This window comes from Flavobacterium phragmitis (assembly GCF_900112575.1).
Taxonomy (GTDB): domain Bacteria; phylum Bacteroidota; class Bacteroidia; order Flavobacteriales; family Flavobacteriaceae; genus Flavobacterium; species Flavobacterium phragmitis.
Genome location: NZ_FOMH01000017.1, coordinates 71339 through 92989 on the forward strand (window position 1 = coordinate 71339; position 21651 = coordinate 92989).

The window sequence follows — 21651 nt, forward strand, 5'->3', positions numbered from 1 at the left end:
AAGCGGTTATATTAGAAAAGTATACAACTATCATGGATTTGTATTAATCTTCACCTCTGTTATCATTCTAATTTTGTCTTATAATTTTAAACAAAATAAGAAATGAAAAAAATAATCTTAATTACTGGGGCAAGCTCTGGAATGGGAAAAGAAGCTGCAAAAGCACTTATCAAACAAGGTCATACAGTTTATGCGACCGCAAGACGAATTAATCAAATGCAGGATTTAAAAGCATTAGGAGGATATCCTATTCAGATGGATGTAACAAATGAATCTGAAATAGAAGCTACTATAAATGCAATTATTCGAAAAGAAGGAAAAATTGATGTTTTATGGAATAACGCCGGGTTCGGTTTATATGGGTCTGTTGAAGATGTTTCTTTAGATGAAGCCAGAAGACAATTTGAAGTAAATGTTTTTGGAATTGCGGCTGTAACCCAAAAGGTAGTGCCACATATGCGTAAATCAAATTCAGGAACAATTATTAATACATCTTCTATGGGAGGAAAAATGTACTTTCCTATGGGCGCCTGGTATCACGCTTCCAAACACGCAGTAGAAGGGCTAAGCGACTGCTTACGATTAGAATTGAAAGCTTTTAACATTAAGGTTGTGGTTTTGGAACCTGGCTTTATTGCAACTGAATTTGGTTCTGTCTTACTAGACAACTTCTCAAAAATCTCCAAAAAAAGTGCTTACATCAATCTGATGGAAAAAATAGTTGACGGAACTAAAAAATCTGCAGAAGGAAATGGCTCTTCCAATCCATCTGTTATTTCTGATACTATCCTTAAAATTGTAAACAGCAATAATCCGAAAACACGTTATCGAGTTGGAAAATTTGCCAAACCAATGGTCTGGATGAGAACTTATCTTGGAGATAAGCTATTTGACAAAATTGTAATGAGCCAAATGTAGTCCTAATTGTAAAATAAAAAATGATGAAAACGGCTAAAATTCTGTTTGTGCTTTTATTCGCTATGTTCTCTAAGATACAGGCTCAAATTAACGAAAAAACTATTATTGGTATCTGGGAATCTGATAAAAAGGATGTCAGAATGGAGTTTTTTAAAGATGGTTCCCATTATGCAGCCAAACTTTTATGGGGAAATCTTGTAGTTGAAAAAGATGACATAACTTCTAAAAAAGACAGCAAAAATCCAGATGCAAGATTAAGAGCTAGAAACATTCTTGGCATCATCAGCTTGACAGGATTAGAATGGAACGGGAAAGAATATACTAATGGAAAAATTTACGACCCTCCAAGTGGCGATACCTATACTTGCAAAGCATGGATTGAAGATGGCAAACTTTCTTTGAGAGGTTATTTAGGAATATCATTATTAGGAAAAACAGTAACTTGGCATAGATATAAACCATGAATCTTTACAATCATACTTTAAAAATGATACCAAAAGAATTAAACAATGTAAAAATTGAGCTGTAAAAAGTAAATTATTTTTGTTTTTTAATGAAGAACATATGAAACCGATAATCAATCTAAAAAGTATTTCTGAAATAAATAAGTTTGTACAACAGGGCAATATCAATCATCCGCTAGTAGCTGTTATTGATTTTAGCAAAGTAGACGAATATGTTGAAGAAGGTACCCGTATTTGCTGTGATTTTTATTCGATAATGTTTAAAAATTATTGTGCAAACGGATTGCGATATGGCAAACAGACTTATGATTTTCAAGAAGGAAGCCTAATCTGTATTGCTCCTAAACAGACAATGGCGATGGATAATGAAATCGAAAAAAGAGACGACATGATGGGCTGGGGACTTTTTTTTCATCCCGACCTCATTCGTAATACTTCTCTGGGATTAAAAATGAAAGAATATACCTTCTTTTCTTATGAAACATCAGAAGCCCTTCACTTATCAGAAAAAGAAAAACAAATATTATATGATTGTGTTGTAAAGATTCAAAACGAACTTCAGGAGAACATAGACAATCACAGTCAGACTTTAATTGTGTCTAATATTGAACTGCTGCTCAATTACTGTTCACGTTATTACGGCCGACAATTTATAACCCGAAAGAACGCAAATCGAGATATTGTCGCTAAAGTAGAAAACCTTATTAAGGAATACTTTAACAAAAGTGATTTAAAAAACAACAGGCTCCCAACAGTAAAAGATCTTGCAGATGCACTTCATTTATCTCCAAATTATTTAACAGACCTATTAAAAAAAGAAACTGGAATGAATGCACAGGATCACATTCATTACTTTCTTATTGAAGAAGCCAAAAACATTTTAATGAATTCAGATTCATCTGTTGCAGAAATTGCGTACTCTCTCGGTTTTGAATACCCTCAGTATTTTAGTAAATTGTTTAAAATCAAAACAGGAAAAACTCCTAAGGAGTATAGAAACTTAAATTGATTTTTTTTACAATTTATATTTATGTTCATGATGGATAAACTATGACATGATGCTACCTGAATTATTTATCCTTACTATTTACATTTTTAATTTAAGTTAAAAGACAAAGAGCTGTCTGAGGACAGCTCTTGAAAGTCTTTCCTATAAAATTTGCTTACTAATTCAGATTCTAAATGAAGTATTGGGAAGACTTTTTTTGATTTTTAGTCGCAGTCGCATTCTAACTTTTTCAAAGTTTAATCTTCAAGTCTGAAAGCTGAGACTGGGACTGGGACTGGGACTGAAAACTGGGACTGAAAACTTATTTCAAAGGATTCCCTTCTTTATCCAAAGACCCCGATTTGATAATAATCATTTTATCCAGTTTCACATACTTTTTAATCGCATCGTTTACCTGTTGCAACGTTGCTTTTTCGATGTCTTTTGGATATTGGTCGATATAATTTGGTTCCAATCCTCTTTCAATAAAACCTAAAATTGTTCTCGCTATTCCGCTTGTAGTAGACATTCCTACTTTAAAGCTTCCTATTAAATTGGTTTTCTTGTTTTCCAATTCTTCTGCCGTGATACCTTCTTTTACCCATTTATCAACCTGAACCATTGTAGCGTCAAGTCCTTTCTGGAATAAATTCGGATTGAAAGAAGCGTTTACATACCAATAACCTCCCGTTTCTATATTTCCTCCAATTCCGGATGAAATGTTATATGTTAGACCGTCATTATCACGAACCGTCTGCATTAAACGACCTGCAAATCCGGCTCCCAAAGTATAATTTCCAATGAAAAACGGAATATAATCGGCATCTGCTCTTTTTAAACCGGTGAATTGTCCAATGTATAATTCAGCGCTTGGTTTTTCAGGAATGGTTACCACTTCTGTTTTTGAAGCTGCTTTTGAAGCTTCTTCAAATTTTAATTTTTCCGAAACTCCCCCGTTCCAGTTTTTGAATGATTTTTTTAAGGAATTATTTAAGTTCGCTCCATCTGTATCTCCAACAATTACCAGACGCATTGACGCAGTACCAAAATATTTTTTATGAAAAGCTTTTACTTCATCCAGTGTCGCTTTTTTAATATTTTCGATATTCTCTTCAACACTTAAACTGTAATTTGGATTGTTTTTAGGATAAATCGCTTGTGATAAAGCAATATCTCCTCTTGTTCCTGGATTGTTTAAATCCTGTTTGACATTCCCGATAAACTGCTGTTTCAAATTTTCAAATTCTTTGGCGTCAAACAGCGGATTTCTCAACTCTTCTGCCAGTAAAGCAACAACCTGATCCAGATCTTTCTTCAAACATTTAAATCCAATATTTATTTTGAAAGAAGAAGCATTCACATTTAAATTCACTCCTAATTTCTGCAGTTTTTCTGAGAATTTGAATTTGTCATTCAGAGTTGTTCCTTTTGATAACATCGAAGCAGTTAAGGCCGGAATAACATCATTTTTAGTTTCACTGGCATAATTTCCTAATGAAATGCTCGCCGCAACAGTCACAAAATCTTTAGCCGAAGTTCTTACTGAAACCACATCGATTCCTGAAACTTTTTCTCTTTTATAAGCTGCTGTTTTTTCAACTGCATTTTCTGCTGTTGTAATTTCTTCAAATGTATTTTTTGTCGAAGAAACTTCTAAAGAATTGCTTACTGAGTGATTATCCTCTTCTTTTGGATGTCTGTAATAAAAAGGTCCGTTTTCTTCTATCAAATTATTAGCTTTTGCCAAGTCTTTATTTTGATTTCCAGACTGTTTCGGAATAAAATAACCCGTTGTGCTCTGGTCTTCCACCAGATATTTATTAGCCACACGCATCACATCCGCAGGAGTTACTTTTTTCAATCGGTCAATACCTGTAATATAATCTGTCCAATCTCCCGATGCAATCGCTTCGTTTAGTTCAGATGCAATGACACCAGAACCATCTCTTTTTAAGACAGTCTGCGCACTGATTTTCGCCACGACACGATTTACTTCCTCCTGAGTCACGCCCTCTTTCTGGATTTTTGCCACAACCTCACTGATTTTAGCATCAATATCTTCATGTTTGGAACTTGTCGGAAATCCTACTCCAATGGTAAAAAGTCCAACTTCTTTAAAGTTTGTAGCACTGGCATAAGAATAATTTCCTAGACGAGTATCAACAAAAGTTTTATTCAAAATTGCAGATGGCCCATTTCCAATAATCTGAGCCAGAATATTCAAAGCTGGAAGATCTTCATTTAAGGCACCTGGAATTTTGTAGGCTTTGTTTACAACGCCCAACTCTCCAGGTTTTCTAACCACAATTTTACGAGGGCCGTACTGCTGCGGTTCTTCCGTATAAGGCTGAGGCATTACATGAGGTGCTTTGGTAATTTTCCCGAAATATTTTTCAATCAGCTCAAAAACATTCTCTTTTCTGAAATCACCGATAATCGTTAAAGTTGCATTATCCGGCCAGTAATAGGTATTATAGAAATTCTTCAAAACCTCAATCGGCGCTTTTTCAATATCCGATTTCCATCCGATTGTGGAATGATGATAAGGATGTGCAATATAAGCCGAAGCCCAGATTTCTTTGTCCAATAAACTGTTAGGGTTGTTTTCGCCTCGTTCGAATTCGTTTCTTACAACCGTCATTTCAGCATCTTTGTCTTCTTTTAATAACAAAGAATTGCGCATTCTATCAGCTTCAATCTGAAGTGCCAGCTCGATTTTATCACTTGGCAGTGTTTCATAATAGTTGGTACGGTCGTACCAGGTTGTGGCATTTATCTGCGCTCCGTTATTTTGGAGAACATCAGGTATGCTGGTTTTATTCTTTTTGTTGAAAGTCGGCGTTCCTTTAAACATTAAATGTTCTAAAAGATGCGTTGAGCCAGTGTTTCCCAAAACCTCGTGCTTAGAACCTACGCGGTAGACAATCTGTACGGTTGCAACCGGCGAGGCATTGTCCTGTAACAGCAGCACACTCATGCCGTTTGGTTCGTACAAATATTCTTCAATTCCACCTAATTCTTTGATTTTCTTAAAATTAACCGATTTGTTCTGCGCTGAAATCAGGGTGCAGAAAGCTAGTGAGCAATAGCCCAAAAAGATGTATTTTTTCATTTTTTGTTGATTGAAATTATTCGTGTAAATATAGAACTATTCATACTTTTAAAAATGGTTTTATATTATAAAAACAGAATTAACTTACTTCTTTATAAAAATTTCTTTTAATCTAGAGTGAAGTGCTTCTTCTCTAAGGTTTTTGTCAATAATTTTACCTTCAGGGTCAATTAAATAGTTGGTAGGGACCATCTTTACACCATATAAAACAGCTGCTTCATTTTTCCATCCCTTTAGATCCGAAACATGATTCCAAGTTAATCCGTCTTTTTCAATCGCTTTTTCCCAAAGCTCTTTTTTATCATCTAGAGAAACTCCTACTATTTCAAGCCCTTTTTCATGATAAATATTGTAAGCTTTAACTACATAGGGATTTTCTTTACGGCAAGGCCCGCACCAAGAAGCCCAGAAATCTACTAATACATATTTCCCTTTGTAATCTGAAAGTTTTATCACCTTTCCGTTAACATCAGTCTGCGAAAATTCAGGAGCTGTAGCGCCAATCGCTGTTTTCTCTGCAATTTCAATTTCTTTCTTTACTTTTTTACCATAAAATGAGTTTTGAACTTCTGGCGTTAAAAGAGCATAATATTCTTTTACTTTCTCGGGAGTTCCCAATGTCACAACTCGCTCATTAATGATTAAAGCTCCTGCCAATTTATCTTTATGAGCTTTGATAAATTCTTCTGTCAGCTTATCCCCTTGAGCTTGTAAATCTTCCCAACGTTTATCTAAGAATGCTTTTTGCTCTGAAGTCAATTTAACTTTCCCTTTTTGAGTTAAAGAATCTGCCATTTTGTAAACTGGAGCCACTAAGTCATTAACCTCTTTGAATTCGTTTTTATAGTAGGATTTATAAATAGAATCCTGTTTTGCCCCTGAAAATTTTGCTTCTTGAATAGAATCTTTTTTAGCTTCAAAAGTGATTGTTTCGTTATCCAGCAAAAAACGAGTTCCAAACTCTGCTCCTTTTAGTTTTATCACATACAACAAAGGTTCGCTTACTTTACCTTTAAAAGTAAAACTACCATTGTTTATGGTTGAAGAATCGGTTATTTTCTTTTCGCCATCTGTAAATTCAAGATAAACTATTCCCTCTTTTACATCTGTAAATTTTCCGTTTATGGTATAACCTTCTTCTTTTTTCGAGCAGGAAGTTATGGTGCTTATCAGCGTTAAAGCCAATAAACCCGATTTTAAAATTGTATTTCTCATGATATTTTTTTTGATTTTATGATCCATTTTTTACAATAAGCTATCCAGTAGTTTTACCAATTTTTCATCTGAAGGTCTTGGTGCATTTTGGTTTACAATATTGCCTTTTGGATCTAACAAAATAAAGCGAGGAATTCCTTTAATATAATAACGATCTGAAAATTCTACAGGAGAATTACCACCTGCCCAAAGCTGTATGCCACCCATCTTTTTTTCAACAATCGTAGCTTTCCATTTCTCCAATTCTTTTTCTCTGTCAATAGAAATACTGACAAATGCGATATTTTTACCTTTGTATTTCTCTTCTATTTCATTCAAAAATGGAACTTCATTTAAACATGGATGACACCAAGTTGCCCAAACGTCTATATAAACATATTTGCCACGAAGATCTTTTAATGAAGTTGTTCCGCCTGCATAATTTAAGTAATTGTTGAATTCAGGAGATGCCATTCCAGGAGCCAATTCTTTTAAGATTTTTTTCTGTTCTTCATACATTGGTTGCATGCTTTCTTTCAATTTAGAAACATCTTCAATTTGTTTGGCTGAAAATGCTGGATCAATTTTGCCTTTATTCTTTTCTACTAAATCTATTATTGTTTTTTTATAAGCATTAATCTGTCTGTCATATTCCTTCTCTTCCAGACTTAAAAAATCACTATATGGAAATTCTCCAATCAAAGCATTGTTAAGCGAATCCTTTAAGTATAATATCGAGTTTTCGATGCTTCCTTTTCCTTCAAATTTTAGCGATTTAGCCTCATTTACAAACTTAACTTTTAAGTCCGATCCGCTTTTAAGATATACCACATTCCCTTTTGCATAATAAAGACTATAATAGCCTGGTTGATCTAATTTTATAGTTTCTTTAAAAGTACCATCACTATTAATTTTTACAGTAAAGTTTTTATTCTCTTTTCTGTTCAATATTTTTAATTCTTTGCCTTCAAGCGGTTTAGATATTTTTCCTGAAACTACTGCAAAGTCAGGATTTTTAGTTTGTGCATTCATTAAAAAGAATGGCGAAACCATTAGGACAAGTATTTGTTTAAAATTTGTTTTCATTGTTTGTTTTTTGCTAAAATGTTAAAGTATAATTGATGTTGAAATTTTAAAATAGGGTAATAATTTAGTGTACCTGATAGGTTTTAACAACCTATCAGATAAACACTAAGCATTAAAAAAAATGAATACTAATTCCGATTCAAGAATAATGGATATCTAATATCCTGGATTCTTTTCCAACAACTTATTGCCAATCATTGCTTTCAAAGGAATTGGAAGTATAAATTGATTCACAGACTTTAAAGAAGGTTTTTCAGTAAATGCAGAAACATCTCCTAAAGCATGATAACGAATTAAATCGTACCAGCATTCTCCATTTTCGAAAAACAGTTCTAGGAGTTTTTCTTCACGAATGTCTTTTAACAATTGTTCTTTAGTAGTAAATACTTTAGCCGTTGCTCCTGAACGATTTCTAATAGCATTTAATTTAGAAAGCGCCAAACTCGAATCACCGTTGCTACGTACTATAGCCTCTGCGTATATTAAATACATTTCTGCCATTCTAAGGTAGTAATTGGTGTTTCCAACTCCCGTATTTCCACTTGAGTTAAAAGGATATTTACCTTGCTTATTGGTTCCTTTTGTGTTGGCAGAATAAGCAAATAAAAATCTGGAATCATACCCTGATCCATTTCCGGTTAAATTTCCTGCTCCAGCTACCTGTGCATCTGCCACTTTTTCTAAAATAGTACTGTAAGTCGTTCTGTTGATTTGATTCATCGAAACATCTTTTTCAGTAGTATTTAGATTGGTATAAGGTGCAAAAATTACTTCTTTTGAATTGTATGTGTTTGTAAATATTGCAGCATAACTCGTTTCAAGTGCATAGTTTTCTGTGTTGTTGATTACTTCAAGTGCCAGAGTTGCCGCGCTTGTATAATCTTTAGTAGTCAGTTTTACTTTTGCAAGTAATGCTTTTGCTGCCAGACTTCCTCCGTAATAATGTTTTACATTTTTAGGTCCGTTAGTTACTGCATATTCCAAATCCTGAATAATCAGATTATAGGTTTCTTGAACTGTATTTCTTTTCTGAGCTTCTACGTCACGAGAGAATTTAGTTCGTACCACTACTCCATAATTTGAACTTAAATCATAAAACTGTCCAAAATTTCTAAGTAGATTAAAATAAGCCAGTGCTCTGTTAAATTTTGATTGAGCAATCATTTGTAATTTACTAGGTTCGTCAATTCCTACTGCACCGCCGTTTTCTAATTTTTCAATTACAATATTAGCCTGATTGATTATCGCATAGTAATTATTGTAAACTGAAGAAAGGTAATCATTGTCAGGATCTACCTGATTCAGATTCATACCTGTAGAACCAGAAATAGCGCCAGTAATAAAGCCTTCATTCCCTTCTGCTGCCAAATGAATCGGTAAAAATCCTGTGTTATATTCTCTCCATTGTTTATACACACCATTTAAAGCATTTTGTGCAGACTCTTTATCCCTGATGACATTTTCATCTGTCAATTGGTTGATTGGTTTTACTTCATCAATACTACAGCTTGCGATAGAAAGAGAGCAGATACACAGATATATAAACTTAATATGTTTTATTTTTTTCATAATAGCTAAATTAAAATTGCAGATTAAACCCAACCGAAATTGCTTTTGCAAGCGGATACGGATCATTATTTCTAGTTCTTCCTGTGATTGACGGAAGTCCGCTTTCTCCATAAGATTCAGGGTCGCTTCCTGGCCATTTGGTTAATGTCCATAAGTTGGTTCCGCTGACGAAAACATTACCACTACTTAAATGAAGATTATCTATAATTTGTTTTGGTAATTGATAGGTTAACTGAATACTTTTCAGTCTTAAATAAGAGGTGCTATACATTTGTCTGTCTGAAGATCTTGAGTTTCCTGATGGATCCTGATAAGTTGGTTTTGCGAATCTGGCATCTGTATTTGTTGGGCTCCATGTATTGTTGCCGTATTCTGCCACCACATTCTGTCCTAAATAATTGCCTCCTTGAAACAACAGCATATCCCAATAAGCCTGAGCGCCAACAGAATATTGAAATAAAGAACTTAACGATAAACCTTTATAGGTCAGCACATTTGAAAATCCTCCGAAATAATCTGGCTGCATTGTTCCGATAACAGTTCTGTCTAGTGACGTAATTTTACCATCTCCGTTAATGTCTTCGAACATATAATCACCAACACTTAAAGAAGCCCTGCTATATACACCATCTGGTGCTCCAGCATTTAGTTTGTTTAATTCCTCCTGAGTCTGAATTATTTTAACCACTTTGTATCCTGTTAAAGTTCCAACAGGTTTTCCTACTGTGTAATTATCCGCAATGTTGCTACTTATGGTAGCGCTGTTTAATTTTTCTAAAATGTTTCTGTTCAATGACCAGTTAATATTAAAATTCCATAAGAAATCCTGAGTTTTAATAATATCTGCACCTAATGAAATTTCAATTCCTTTGTTTGAAACATCCATTAAATTAGAATAATATTGCGAAGGCCCTAATTCTAATGGAACAGGAGTTTGTGCCAATGCTCCAGTAGTACTTCTGTTGTAGTAATCAAAGCTACCTTTGATTCTGTCTTTTATAACTGAGAAATCTAAACCTAAATTATACTCTTTTGTAGTCTCCCATCCGATATTTTGATTTGGCAGTGTGCTTGATGCTACTACGGCTGTACTACCTCCGTATAAGTTAGAAGAACTGGTGCTGAAAAATTGCAGATAAGAAAAATTAGCAACATTGGTAGATCCAACTTTACCAATACTACCGCGCAATTGCAGTTTATTAATATAGTCATTGTCTGCTAAGAAATTTTCTTTGGCTAAATTCCATGTCCCAGAAACAGACGGAAAATAACCTCTTTTATTGTCTGGACCAAATTTAGATGATGCATCTGTTCTAAAGTTAACCGTAAGATTGTATTTGTCTTTGTAATTATAAGTCAAACGAGAAAACAAAGAGTTAATTCCTGATTCTACAGTTTGATCAGAATATGAAGTTACTCTTTCTGCTGAACTTGCATTGATTAACACTTCATCATCTGGGAAACCTGAATAAGCATTTCTCTTATCTCTGTATTTCGTTCTGTCCCAAGAATAACCAACAAGGAAACCGAAATTATTGTCTTTGATTTTAAAATCGTAATTAGCCGTTAAATTGGTGGTAAGGTTACTGTTTACGTTTTCTAAATCAGTTAAAGTTGATTTGTTTGCGTAACCGAAATTAACCATTGTACTTTTTGGCGAAAAAATAGAATTCTGGTTGATAAACAAAGCCGAATTTACATCTGCTTTAAGCGTTAAATTTGAAATTGGAGTTACTTCGATATAAGAATTTCCAATAAAATTATATGAATTTCGGATGTTTTTATTATTTAGTGTCTGCAAAGGATTTGGTGTAAAAGTCTCAAATCCATACGTGTAATCCGACCACGGAATTAAATTTCCTTGTGCATCCAAATAAGGCTGATCTGGCCTTGCCTGAACCGCTGCTGTATTTACTCCTGCATTTGTTCTTGTAGAAGTTTCTCCTGATTTCGATCTATTATAACCGCCATTCATCGTTCCTCCTACTTTTACATACTTAGAAAGCTTAGAATCTATATGAAATCTAGTGTTGTATTGATTATAGTTATCGTTAACAATCAAACCTTCCTGATCAATAGCAGATAATCCGAAAATATAATTGGTCATGTCTGAACCTCCTGAAAAATTAATATTAGCTTGTTGTGTCAAAGCCATATCTCGAAAAACTTTATCATTCCAATTGATATCTTCTTTACCAAAAGCTTTTTCATTTAAACCTAAATATGTAGGCGGATTTTTGGAGAAATCCATATTGGCAAAATTCAGCATCCCCATATCATAAGGCGACATTGTAGAACTGGAAAGAATTCTGTTGTAAAAATCTTTGTACTCAGCCGTGTTTAAACTGCGTACAGTATTTATTGGTGTTGCAAAAAAAGTACTGTAATTAACATTGGTAACTGGCTTTCCTTTTTTTCCTTTTTTAGAAGTTACAATGATAACTCCATTTGCTCCTCTAGAACCATAGATTGAAGTTGCAGCGGCATCTTTTAGAATGTTGATACTTTCAATATCATTAGGATTTAAGGTCAATAACGGATTACTTCCTCCATCATAAGTTCCCGGCATTCCATCTACATTAAAAGGCACTCCATCAATAACATATAACGGCTGATTTAAACTTCCTGATAAAGGAGAAGTAATTCCTCTAATGTTGATCATAACCGGAGAACCTGGACGACCCGAATTTTGAGAAACCTGAACTCCTTTTATCAATCCGCCTAAAGCGCGATCAAAACCAGCTACACCGTTGGATTGTTGTACAAAATCGGTCATTTTTACAGAAGAAACGGCACCTGTAACATTGGTACTTTTTTGCTGACCATAACCAATAAGCACAACTTCATCCAGCTTACTCACACTTGGTTTCAGTGTCACATCAATAACTTTTTTATTTCCTACGGTAATTTTTTGACTTTCAAATCCCATAAAATAAAACATCAGTACGGTTTGTTCGTTAGGAACACTAATAGAGTATTTTCCATCGAAATCGGTTACTACCAATGTAGTTGTTCGCGCGGAATTCATTTCTGAAATCACATTAACACCCGGCAACGGCACTCCGTTATTATCTGTAACCCTTCCTGTGATTTCTATTGCAACAGTTTTTTGTGCCGTATTTACTGGAACTTCTTTAATAATAATGGTATTATCTGCAGATTCTTCATATTGGAAATTTCCTGCTGATAATGTCTTCCTTAGTAGATTTTCTATTGTGATTGTACCTTTTTCAAGCTTAACATCAGGTAGGCTAGCAAACATATCATAACGATATGCAAATCTATATTTAGTCTGCTGCCTGATTAAATTAAAAACTTGGTCAGGAGTTAGAGTAATATCGCTCTTAATTACAATTTTGGCATTTTGCGACAATACTTCATTGGGTATAAAGCTAAATAAGAAAAAGGATAAAAAAATAACTATTGCTCTCATAAGATAAATCGAGATGCTTTTTTTCTTCCACAAAAAAGCACTGGTAAAATTAATTTCCATAAATTTGGTTGGTTTTTGGTTAATCTTTGCGTTTAATTATAAACCTTATTAAGGGAACAAACGGTTAGTATTTTCCAGATTCAAGCCGTTTTTCCTTTTTAAAGATTTATTTAAAAATAATTGTCTTCTCTTTTATTTCATACGGTATCTTGTTTGTTTTACTAATTATATTTAAAATTTCCTCTATTTTTTGATCTTTGTCTAATATTCCATTAATGCGAACTAATTCATTTTTAGGATCTCTGAACACCACTTTTACATCATACCATCTCGCCAGCACTTTCATAATATCTTTTAATGGCATCGCATTAAAGCTGAATATGCCCTCTTTCCATGAAACTTCATTAAATACCTCGACATTTTTTATAATAAATTCATTTCCTTCTTTATCCAAAACAGACTGCTGTCCCGGTTTTAAAAATGTACTTCCTGCATTTGGACTTGATAACCTTACTTTACCATTAACAAGAGTGGTAAAAATAGATTCCTCATCCTGATAAGCTTTAAGATTAAATTCAGTTCCCAGTACCTCAATATTTTGTCCTTTTGACAAAACTTTAAAATGAGATCCTTTATGCTCTGTGCTGTGAGAAACTTGGAAGTAAGCCTCTCCATAAATAAGTTGCACCTCTCTTGTTTCTCCGTCTGTAAAAGCTACAGGAAACTTTAACTGAGATTCTGAATTAAGCCAAACTTTGGTTCCATCTGCCAGTTGAATGTTAAACTGACCGCCAGTCGGAATTGTTAAAACATTGAAAACTTGGGAAGTGGCTTTTTGCCCTGATTTATAAATAATTTTCTCGCCATTGCTGGAAGCATTCGAATTACTGTAAGCAGTACCTTTTTCAAGTCCAACTACTGATCCGTCTTCTAGGGTTAGGGTCGCTTTGTCTCTTCCAATTTCAATATCCTTATTTATTACAATCTTGTCTTGTGATTTAAAGGCCTTTTCATTCCAAACAAAATAAGTAACGGAAAAAAGCAACACTAAAGATGCGGCGGCGGCATATTTGTACCATGACTGTTTTTTACTTTGATAAAGTGGAACTATATTTTGTGCTCTTTTTTCCAAAATCGAATTCCAAGCCTTCTCTTTATTTATTAAAGAATAATCTGAAATTTTTTTGACAATGTTTATAAAATCAGTTTTCTTAGTAATAGAGTGTTCGGCTCTTATTGACTTTAGAAGATGCCTTTCATCATCTTTTAAAATCTTAAGTTTCTTTTTAATTATCAATACTGATAAGTGGAAAATATCTCGCATTAGGTTATCCTTTTTTATATAGAACAACAAAGAGATAAAAAAGTACTATCGCTTTTTGATTTTTTTTACATAAAAAACAAAAAAAAAGTTAAAACACCACAAAACAAAGGGCTATACTTCCGATAATAAGAAATATAAAAGAGTTCCCAAATCCTGAAACTGCTGTCGTAGAATGGTATAGGACTGGGATTTCAGAGTTTTTACAGTTTGAAGTTTTATACTGAGTATTTCTGAGATTTCTTGGTTTTTTAATCCTTTCAGGCTCAATTTTATAATTTCTTTTTTACGGTCTGGAAGCAGTTCAATGGCCTGATACAATTGTCTTACTATTTCCTCCTCTAAAATTTGTTCTAAAAACAAGCTGTCATCTTCTAACTGGGCGATAGAATTTGCTACAGCATATTTATCTTTAACCTTACTATGCTTAATAACATTCAAACATTTATTACGTGTCGATTTGTATAAAAAAACCTTAAGGGAAATATCATCGGGAAAATAGGGATTTTTTTCCCATAATTCAATTAATAAGTCTTGAACGAGATCTTCACACTCATCAAGAACAATCACAAAGCGATTTGCATATAATACGAGAGCTTCGTAATATAGGTCAAATACCGTTTTTAAATCGTCCTTAATACGTGGGCTATTACCTGAATTCAATTTTTCCGTGCCTTTTTAAAATTTTATGTCTGGCTGTAAAAATAATAAATTAATAATATCAGGATTTAAATCGATGTCATTTTACAGTATATTTTATTTGCTAGACTCTTACTTTAAAAAATAATATTTTAATGCTGTTTTATTATTGATTTAGAAATAATTCTTAATCTTAAATTTTAAAGAGTATTCATTTAAAGCTTAAGGGTCGATTACAGACTGTAATAAAGAAAATTGTACAGATGGAATTTGCTACTGTAATTCTTTTTTAATCATTTCAACCAAATCTTTTTTTGCAATAGTATCGCTCCAGATCCATTAATCCTACTAAAATTTAATTTCTGTTAGCAGGAAACGATGCTGGCAAAAATTTTAAATCTATAAATCAAATATTTAGCGCTTTCTCCTATTGTTACAGTACTTTTGAATCTCCTTTTGCTTCCTAAAAAACAGCAATTCCATATTGGAATCTTGGCTATTTCCTTTTGAAAAAAAATATTGTATTTTTATGACACAAATGTTTTGTAGGACAGAACATCCCAGCATACCAACCACAAAAACAACATTCCAAAAGAACTCAAATAATTTTTATAAAAATGCAGAATATAGAAAACAAAGTAGCTTATATAACAGGCGCTTCAAAAGGTATTGGTCTCGGCATCGCTGAAGCTTTATTACATAACGGTGTAAAAATAGCCATCTCAGGAAGAGACAATCAAGCACTTGAAAAGGCTAAACAGACATTAGGAAACCAGAACGTGCTTGTACTGGAGTCTGATGTTAGAAATTTTGATGACGAACTCAAAGCCGTTGAACAAATTGTATCTGAATTTGGAAAACTGGACATTGTTATTGCCAACGCTGGTATAGGAAAATTTGCGTCTATAGACGAAATATCCCTTGATGACTGGAATGCCATGATTGATACCAATCTCACAGGCGCATTCCATACCTTGAAAGCGACCTGCGGACAGCTCAAACAAAACAAAGGCTACTATATTTCAATAGCATCGTTGGCGGGAGCAATTTTTTTTGCCAAAGGAACTGCCTACAATGCATCAAAATTTGGACTTGTTGGTTTTACTCAGGCTGCTATGCTGGATCTGCGTGATTATGACGTAAAATGCACCACGATTATGCCTGGTTCTGTCAGTACAAACTTTAATGGTAATATTCCGAATGAAGATGACAATTGGAAAATCCAGCCATCAGATATAGGTCAGATGGTTGTAGATCTTTTGAAAATGAATCCTAATGTACTGCCAAGCAAAATCGAAATCCGCCCGACAAAAACAAAGTAATTAAAACATTACCAGAATAAAAAACAGCCTGAAATGGCTGTTTTTCAACTTCAGACGAATAAAACTATAATGATGATGAGACTTAATATTTCCATAACAGTATTACTAATTATAACTATGAGTTCCTGTAAATCATCAAAGGCAACTGATTTTATGGAGTTGCTGGATCAATCGGAACGGAGAGCCTTTGCCATTGTTGTTGGAAAAAATGGTTCGGGTGAAAAAAAGCTGGAATATCTGGAAAAGGATGATTTTAAAGGCGCTGCAATGGCTGTGGATCAACAGGCTGTAGAGTTCGATAAACTAATTACTGACATCAAAAAACTTTCTACTGACGGCATCCAAGAAGGAGAACAACTTAAAACTGCGTCTATTGAATATTATAAAGCTCTTAAAGAACTACATATATTCGATAAAAAAGAAATAGAACAGCAAGCGCTTCTGCAAACAGTAAAAAACGATGAATTGAAGAATGTCCAAAACAAACTTATGGTCTTATTGCAACAAAAAAAGGCTCTTTACAATTCGGTATATGAAAAAGAGGCTTTTCTTAATAGTGCCTCCGAAGCCTTTAAAGTGGCTAATGGTCTTTGATTCAGCGTTTTTATTTTATAATTAATCGACTTAATACAAACAAAAAATTCCAACTGTAAATTATATAAGGAATACTGCATAAATATATAACCAACAATCTAGACGATTTTATAGATTTAAGGTTTAATCTATCCGTCATGCGAAATGCCCCTTTATCTATGCCTCATAATGAATCCGAACGTCTAGATATTTTAAAGCGTTACAGCAATATGCTGGAAACACTTTCGGAGCACGCCTTTGATGATGCCACTTCTTTAGTATCATACATTTGTGGTGTACCTATTTCCTATATTGCTTTTATCAATGAAAACCGTCAATGGTTCAAGTCCGAAATTGGTCTTGGCTTTTCCATAGTGCCTCGCGAGATTACTTTCAGCCGTTATACTATTATGGACTCCACTTTGGTTGAAATTCATGATACACTGCTTAGTGAGCGTTTCAAAGATGATCCCGATGTAAAAGGTGGTTTAAAAATAAGATTCTATGCAGGAATGCCTTTGGTTACTCCTGAAGGTTATACGGTTGGAGTTTTATGTGCTGCAGATCATGAACCCCGAACTCTCAATGAAAATCAAAGGAGAGCACTTCATATCGTAGCACGCCATGTTATTACCACTATGGAACTCGGGATAAAAAACAGTGAACTGCATGGACAGAAAAAAATTGCCGAAAGCGCTATACTGGCAAAGGAATCCTTTTTGGCCAACATGAGTCATGAAATCAGAACTCCTCTCAATGCCGTTATTGGTTTTACCGAATTACTAGCAGGAACCCAACTCGATAAACAGCAGCGTGTTTTTGTACAAGACGTACAAACGGCAGGAGAAAATCTGCTTCTTATTGTAAATGATATATTGGATCTCTCCAAAATTGAGTCAGGCGGACTTTCACTCGAATTACAGCCTTTTAATTTAAAGAAATCGCTTCGACATGTTTATGACCTGTTAAAGGTAAAAGCTACCGATGGAGTAGAATTCAATCTATTTCTGGATGCAGAACTCCCTGAGATTATTACAGGCGATCAAGGAAGACTGAATCAGATAATGGTAAATTTGGCAGGAAACGCCCTTAAATTTACGGCCGAGGGAGAAGTGACTATTTCTGTTAAAAATAAAGGAGAAACCGAAGATGGTTATTTGATTCGGTTCTCGGTTAAAGATACCGGAATCGGAATTCCTAAACAGCATCTTGACACTATCTTTGAAAGATTTAGACAAGGCCAGGAAGACACCACCAGAAAATTTGGAGGAACAGGACTTGGACTGAGCATAGTCAAAGAACTGGTCGAACTTCACAATTCCAAAATACAGGTTAAAAGCCGTGAAGGAATAGGTTCTGAATTTTATTTTACCGTTGCCTATAAAAAACCAGCCAAAATAAAAGAAACTCCAAAAATACTTCCAGTAAATGATCTTGGCAGACTTAAAATTCTGCTTCTTGAAGATAATCGTTTGAACCAAAAACTGGCACAGAATGTCATTGAAGGATTTGGATTTGAAATTGACACAGCAGAAAATGGAGATCAAGGCATAGAACTACTTTCGGAAAATCGATATGATCTGGTATTAATGGATCTTCAAATGCCGGTGCGAGATGGTTATCAGACCACCAGATATATTCGCGGAGAACTTAAAAATGAGATTCCAATTATAGCCATGACGGCTCATTCTCTTGCTGGTGAACAACATCGTTGCCTAAATGCAGGAATGGACGGTTATGTGCCAAAACCTTTTAAACAACACGAACTTTTGGAAGCCATCAAACAAGCTTTGAAAAAAGAGCGACGTCCTTTTATCCCCATTAAAGCAGATTTATCGGCAATTGAGCAAACTGACCTTGTAAAACCCGGCTGGAAAAAAGAAGTAACCTCTCAATTTATTCTAAAAGCACCTTCTGAACTTAAAGAACTACAACGAGCTGTTTATCAAAAAGATTTCAGATCAGTACTGCAAACTGCTGAACAGCTTCAAGTATGGTTGCATCTTTTTCTGTTGAAAGGCTTAAGCATGGAGCTCGCTTATATTGAAGAGCAGGCTCATAAAAAAGAATTTACTGCTGAGACTGCTGACAATCTGGATATATTACACTGCAACATTCAGGAAATTATAAAAGAACTGCAAAAGGAAAAAAGCGACTAAATAAAAGTGATTTTTTTAAACTATTTATATTCAATAATTTCAAACAACAACTCATACTTATCTCCTAATTTTTTCTTTAATCGCTGCTTGCTTTTTTTAACTGCGTCAACTGTTACTCCCAATAAAGTAGACATCTCATAATTATTGAGATTTAATTTTTGGAGCATTATTATCCTAAGATTAGATTCTTTTAACTGAGGAAAATTTTCTATAATGGCATTATAAAAATCACTGTATTGATTGATAAATTCTCGTTTAAAAGCACTCCAATTTTCATCTGTAACTAAGTGAGAACTGAGCATTTCCTGAAGCTTACTTTTATCTTCTTCAGACTGTTTTGCAGCAAAACTTTTAATGCCTTCGAGTTCATCCTCCAAACTTAATATTTGTTTGTCTTTATTTTGAAGATCCTCAGCATAACTGTCGATATTAGAACTTGCATCTTTAAGCTTTTCTTCAAAAATCAAACGATCGCTTTCATATTCTTCTACCTTTACTCTTTTTGTATCTAATCTTTTGACTAAAAAAGTATAGGCTATTGCACTGGACAGTATCGTTGAGATTAAAATTAAAATACTGATATTTCTAATCCTTTCTCCTTGTTCTAATTGTGATCGGATTTGTTTGGTTTCATTTTCATACTTATTTTTCTGAATAAGCCAATTCGACCTTCTCAATACAGTATTTCCATTTGTTTTAAGCAAATACTCATCAAGCTGTTTGAGCTGTCGTCTCAAAATCAATTCTTTTTGAAGATTTCCATTTAAAAGCATAAGCTTTAATTCGATTACTTCCTTTAAAGAACTTCTGTAGTAGGATTTAGTGCCGGCAATTTCCCCTGCTCTTTCCAGAATTTTTTCAGCTTCGTTTTTATTATTTATTTTAAGCTGAATTTTTGCCAACAATATAGACGCATACATCTCATTTTTTTCAATTTTGAACTTTTGAGAATAAGCTATATCCTGTTTTAAAAGATTTACAGCAGTATTTATATTCCCCTTTTTTTCATAAATAAGTGCTTTATCGCCTAAGACTTTAGCATATCTTACACTATCACCTATTTTTAATGCCATAGCTTCAGATTTATCCAAATAGTGCATGGCATTTGTAATGTCTTTATTTTTGAAATAACAGTTCCCAATTGCGTTTAAAACACTTGCAGATTCTGAAGAAGGTTTTTTCATGTACTGCATTGATTTTTTTAAAAAATCTAAAGCAGACTCATCTTCTACAGTAAACATAATCCATCCAAAAAATTGAAAGGTTTCTGCTGGTAAAATCATTTCAGAAGGGTCAATCTGATTGGTTTCTTCCATAGTTTGGAGAACTATCGGAATAAGTTTGTCTATCTGACAATAAAAATATAAGTACTTGGAATAGTTTAACTGCGTCCAGATGATAAGACTTAAATCCTTGCTCCTTTTAGCTTCCTGAATAGATTGTAAATAATAATGCTCACTTTTTGGATTTATTTTATCAAAAAAAGCAGCATAACCATTTGCCAAAAGTGCAGAATATAAAATATTGTTTTTTTTATCGGATGATTTACTTAAAAAAGCCAGTCTTTTTTTTACTACTGAAGTGTCTTCTTTCTTTGGATTATTCTCTTTTACTATTATAGATTCAATATCTTTTAAGGAATCTGAGGATAACGAAAATAGTTTTTGAGATTGTAATTTTGTACAAAAAACAAATGCATATAACACAAAAAAGAAGATAATTTTTTTTGTACAGAAAGTCATTTTGGAAACTGGGGTTATTGAAACGCTAAATTAAAAAAATATAGATTTTATTTAATAAAAAAATTAACATAAAACTACTTTGAAAGTTGTTTAATACCTTCCATCCGACTTTCATATCAGATTTGGTTAAACTTTTTTTCCCGATTTAAGACATTATAAAAATAAAAAAACAACCCGATAAGGTTGTTTTTTTATTATTTGACATTAATCGATTAATGGAGGATAGTATAATTGTAATCTTTAATTTTCTTCTTAAAAATAAAATTATTTAAAATTCCATCCCAATGTTAAACCAAATGCTGTTGGTGTAATTTTAGCATTTTGTTCTGTACTGTACAAACCATTCGCTTTTCTATCGTTTGTTGATGTTGGATTAAATCCTACATAAGACTGATTGTTTTTTTGGTCAAGTATCGTTCCACTACCTTTTTCGAGAAACATTGCTACATACAAAGAATTCTTTTTACCAATATCAAATGTAAATCCAAACTCGAAAGAACTCATGAAAATTCCTTTTGTTTCATATTCCCCTGATGCTGCATAACTGCTTTCCTGTCCTATTCCATATTCAGGCAAATTATCAATTGTAAGATTAAAATCAGGGTAATAAGCTGTACCATTCACATTATCTGCTGTGGCTTTTATTTTATAACTAAGAGGCAAAAAATATTTTACTCCTGCTCTAAAATTAAAATCGATTCCTTTATTGATGTTGGTTTTTAATTGTAGAAAAAGCGGAATCTGAACAGCGTGTAATGTTTGCTTTTCTTTATAATTACTGGTCGTAACATTGTAAATAAATGCCGAACCGGAAGCATCTACTTCATAATTTGTCAGTGTGCTAGAAGGAGAAACCAAAGACAGATTTTGCTTGTATTGCGAGAATTCTATTCCTGAACCAATTCCGATATTTTTTGTAAATGAATAGATATATCCTGCTTTTACAGCCCCACCCATTTTAGTTTCGGCTAGTGTTCCATCTACATTACTTTCAAGATTACCTGCTCCAGCTTGTACACCTATATAAAATTGAGCATTAGCAACTGTAGAAAATAGTATTAATATAATTCCTAAAATGTTTTTACTATTAAATTTCATGTATGTTAGTTTTTTTACCCGAATACTCCATCC

Annotated in this window: 15 protein-coding genes; 6 read left to right on the forward strand and 9 right to left on the reverse strand. The window is 33.6% G+C overall.

The genetic code is table 11. From position 1 onward, the window contains the following. The first annotated feature begins 102 nt into the window (after positions 1 to 102). From BM289_RS23505 to BM289_RS23515, 3 genes are all read left to right on the forward strand, one after another. On the forward strand, positions 103 to 918 hold the full coding sequence (locus tag BM289_RS23505) for an oxidoreductase (protein WP_091498486.1): 816 nt from the start codon (positions 103 to 105) through the stop codon (positions 916 to 918). A 20-nt stretch (positions 919 to 938) separates the two neighbouring features. Next, positions 939 to 1382, forward strand: coding sequence for a DUF2147 domain-containing protein (locus BM289_RS23510; RefSeq protein WP_091498487.1), 444 nt, complete (start codon positions 939 to 941; stop codon positions 1380 to 1382). Positions 1383 to 1482: 100 nt separating this feature from the next. Further along, positions 1483 to 2391: a helix-turn-helix domain-containing protein gene (locus BM289_RS23515; RefSeq protein WP_091498488.1), complete on the forward strand. Its 909-nt coding sequence runs from the start codon at positions 1483 to 1485 to the stop codon at positions 2389 to 2391. 301 nt (positions 2392 to 2692) lie between these two features. Here the strand turns inward: BM289_RS23515 and BM289_RS23520 are convergent, their stop codons facing one another. The 7 genes from BM289_RS23520 to BM289_RS23550 all read right to left on the reverse strand — a co-directional run bounded on the left by BM289_RS23520 (position 2693) and on the right by BM289_RS23550 (position 14748). After that, positions 2693 to 5482 (reverse strand): M16 family metallopeptidase, encoded by a 2790-nt coding sequence (locus BM289_RS23520; protein ID WP_091498489.1) that lies wholly within the window; start codon positions 5480 to 5482, stop codon positions 2693 to 2695. An 84-nt stretch (positions 5483 to 5566) separates the two neighbouring features. Continuing rightward, positions 5567 to 6697 (reverse strand): TlpA disulfide reductase family protein, encoded by a 1131-nt coding sequence (locus BM289_RS23525; protein ID WP_167365491.1) that lies wholly within the window; start codon positions 6695 to 6697, stop codon positions 5567 to 5569. A 30-nt stretch (positions 6698 to 6727) separates the two neighbouring features. Continuing rightward, complete coding sequence (locus BM289_RS23530) at positions 6728 to 7762, reverse strand: TlpA family protein disulfide reductase (protein WP_091498495.1); 1035 nt, start codon at positions 7760 to 7762, stop codon at positions 6728 to 6730. A gap of 156 nt (positions 7763 to 7918) precedes the next feature. After that, the gene (locus tag BM289_RS23535; RefSeq protein ID WP_091498553.1) at positions 7919 to 9331 is read right to left on the reverse strand and encodes a RagB/SusD family nutrient uptake outer membrane protein; all 1413 of its coding nucleotides are present in this window, start codon (positions 9329 to 9331) and stop codon (positions 7919 to 7921) included. A 10-nt stretch (positions 9332 to 9341) separates the two neighbouring features. After that, positions 9342 to 12593 (reverse strand): SusC/RagA family TonB-linked outer membrane protein, encoded by a 3252-nt coding sequence (locus tag BM289_RS23540; protein ID WP_167365492.1) that lies wholly within the window; start codon positions 12591 to 12593, stop codon positions 9342 to 9344. Positions 12594 to 12930: 337 nt separating this feature from the next. Continuing rightward, positions 12931 to 14088, reverse strand: coding sequence for a FecR family protein (locus tag BM289_RS23545; RefSeq protein WP_091498500.1), 1158 nt, complete (start codon positions 14086 to 14088; stop codon positions 12931 to 12933). Between the two features lie 111 nt (positions 14089 to 14199). Beyond that, entirely contained in the window at positions 14200 to 14748 is a 549-nt protein-coding gene (locus BM289_RS23550) for a sigma-70 family RNA polymerase sigma factor (protein ID WP_091498503.1), read from the reverse strand. A 593-nt stretch (positions 14749 to 15341) separates the two neighbouring features. On the opposite strand from BM289_RS23550, the gene BM289_RS23555 reads away from it, so the two are divergent. From BM289_RS23555 to BM289_RS23565, 3 genes are all read left to right on the forward strand, one after another. Next, the gene (locus tag BM289_RS23555) at positions 15342 to 16046 is read left to right on the forward strand and encodes an SDR family oxidoreductase (protein ID WP_091498506.1); all 705 of its coding nucleotides are present in this window, start codon (positions 15342 to 15344) and stop codon (positions 16044 to 16046) included. 33 nt (positions 16047 to 16079) lie between these two features. Then, positions 16080 to 16640, forward strand: coding sequence for a DUF2461 domain-containing protein (locus BM289_RS23560; RefSeq protein WP_143102123.1), 561 nt, complete (start codon positions 16080 to 16082; stop codon positions 16638 to 16640). Between the two features lie 137 nt (positions 16641 to 16777). Next, positions 16778 to 18778 carry a GAF domain-containing hybrid sensor histidine kinase/response regulator gene (locus tag BM289_RS23565; RefSeq protein ID WP_091498512.1) on the forward strand — a complete coding sequence of 667 codons (2001 nt, stop codon included), beginning with the start codon at positions 16778 to 16780 and terminating at the stop codon, positions 18776 to 18778. 20 nt (positions 18779 to 18798) lie between these two features. Here BM289_RS23565 and BM289_RS23570 read toward each other — a convergent pair whose 3' ends face one another. Next, complete coding sequence (locus tag BM289_RS23570; RefSeq protein ID WP_167365493.1) at positions 18799 to 20061, reverse strand: tetratricopeptide repeat protein; 1263 nt, start codon at positions 20059 to 20061, stop codon at positions 18799 to 18801. Positions 20062 to 20784: 723 nt separating this feature from the next. Continuing rightward, positions 20785 to 21618: a hypothetical protein gene (locus BM289_RS23575; RefSeq protein ID WP_091498517.1), complete on the reverse strand. Its 834-nt coding sequence runs from the start codon at positions 21616 to 21618 to the stop codon at positions 20785 to 20787. Positions 21619 to 21651 lie beyond the last annotated feature (33 nt).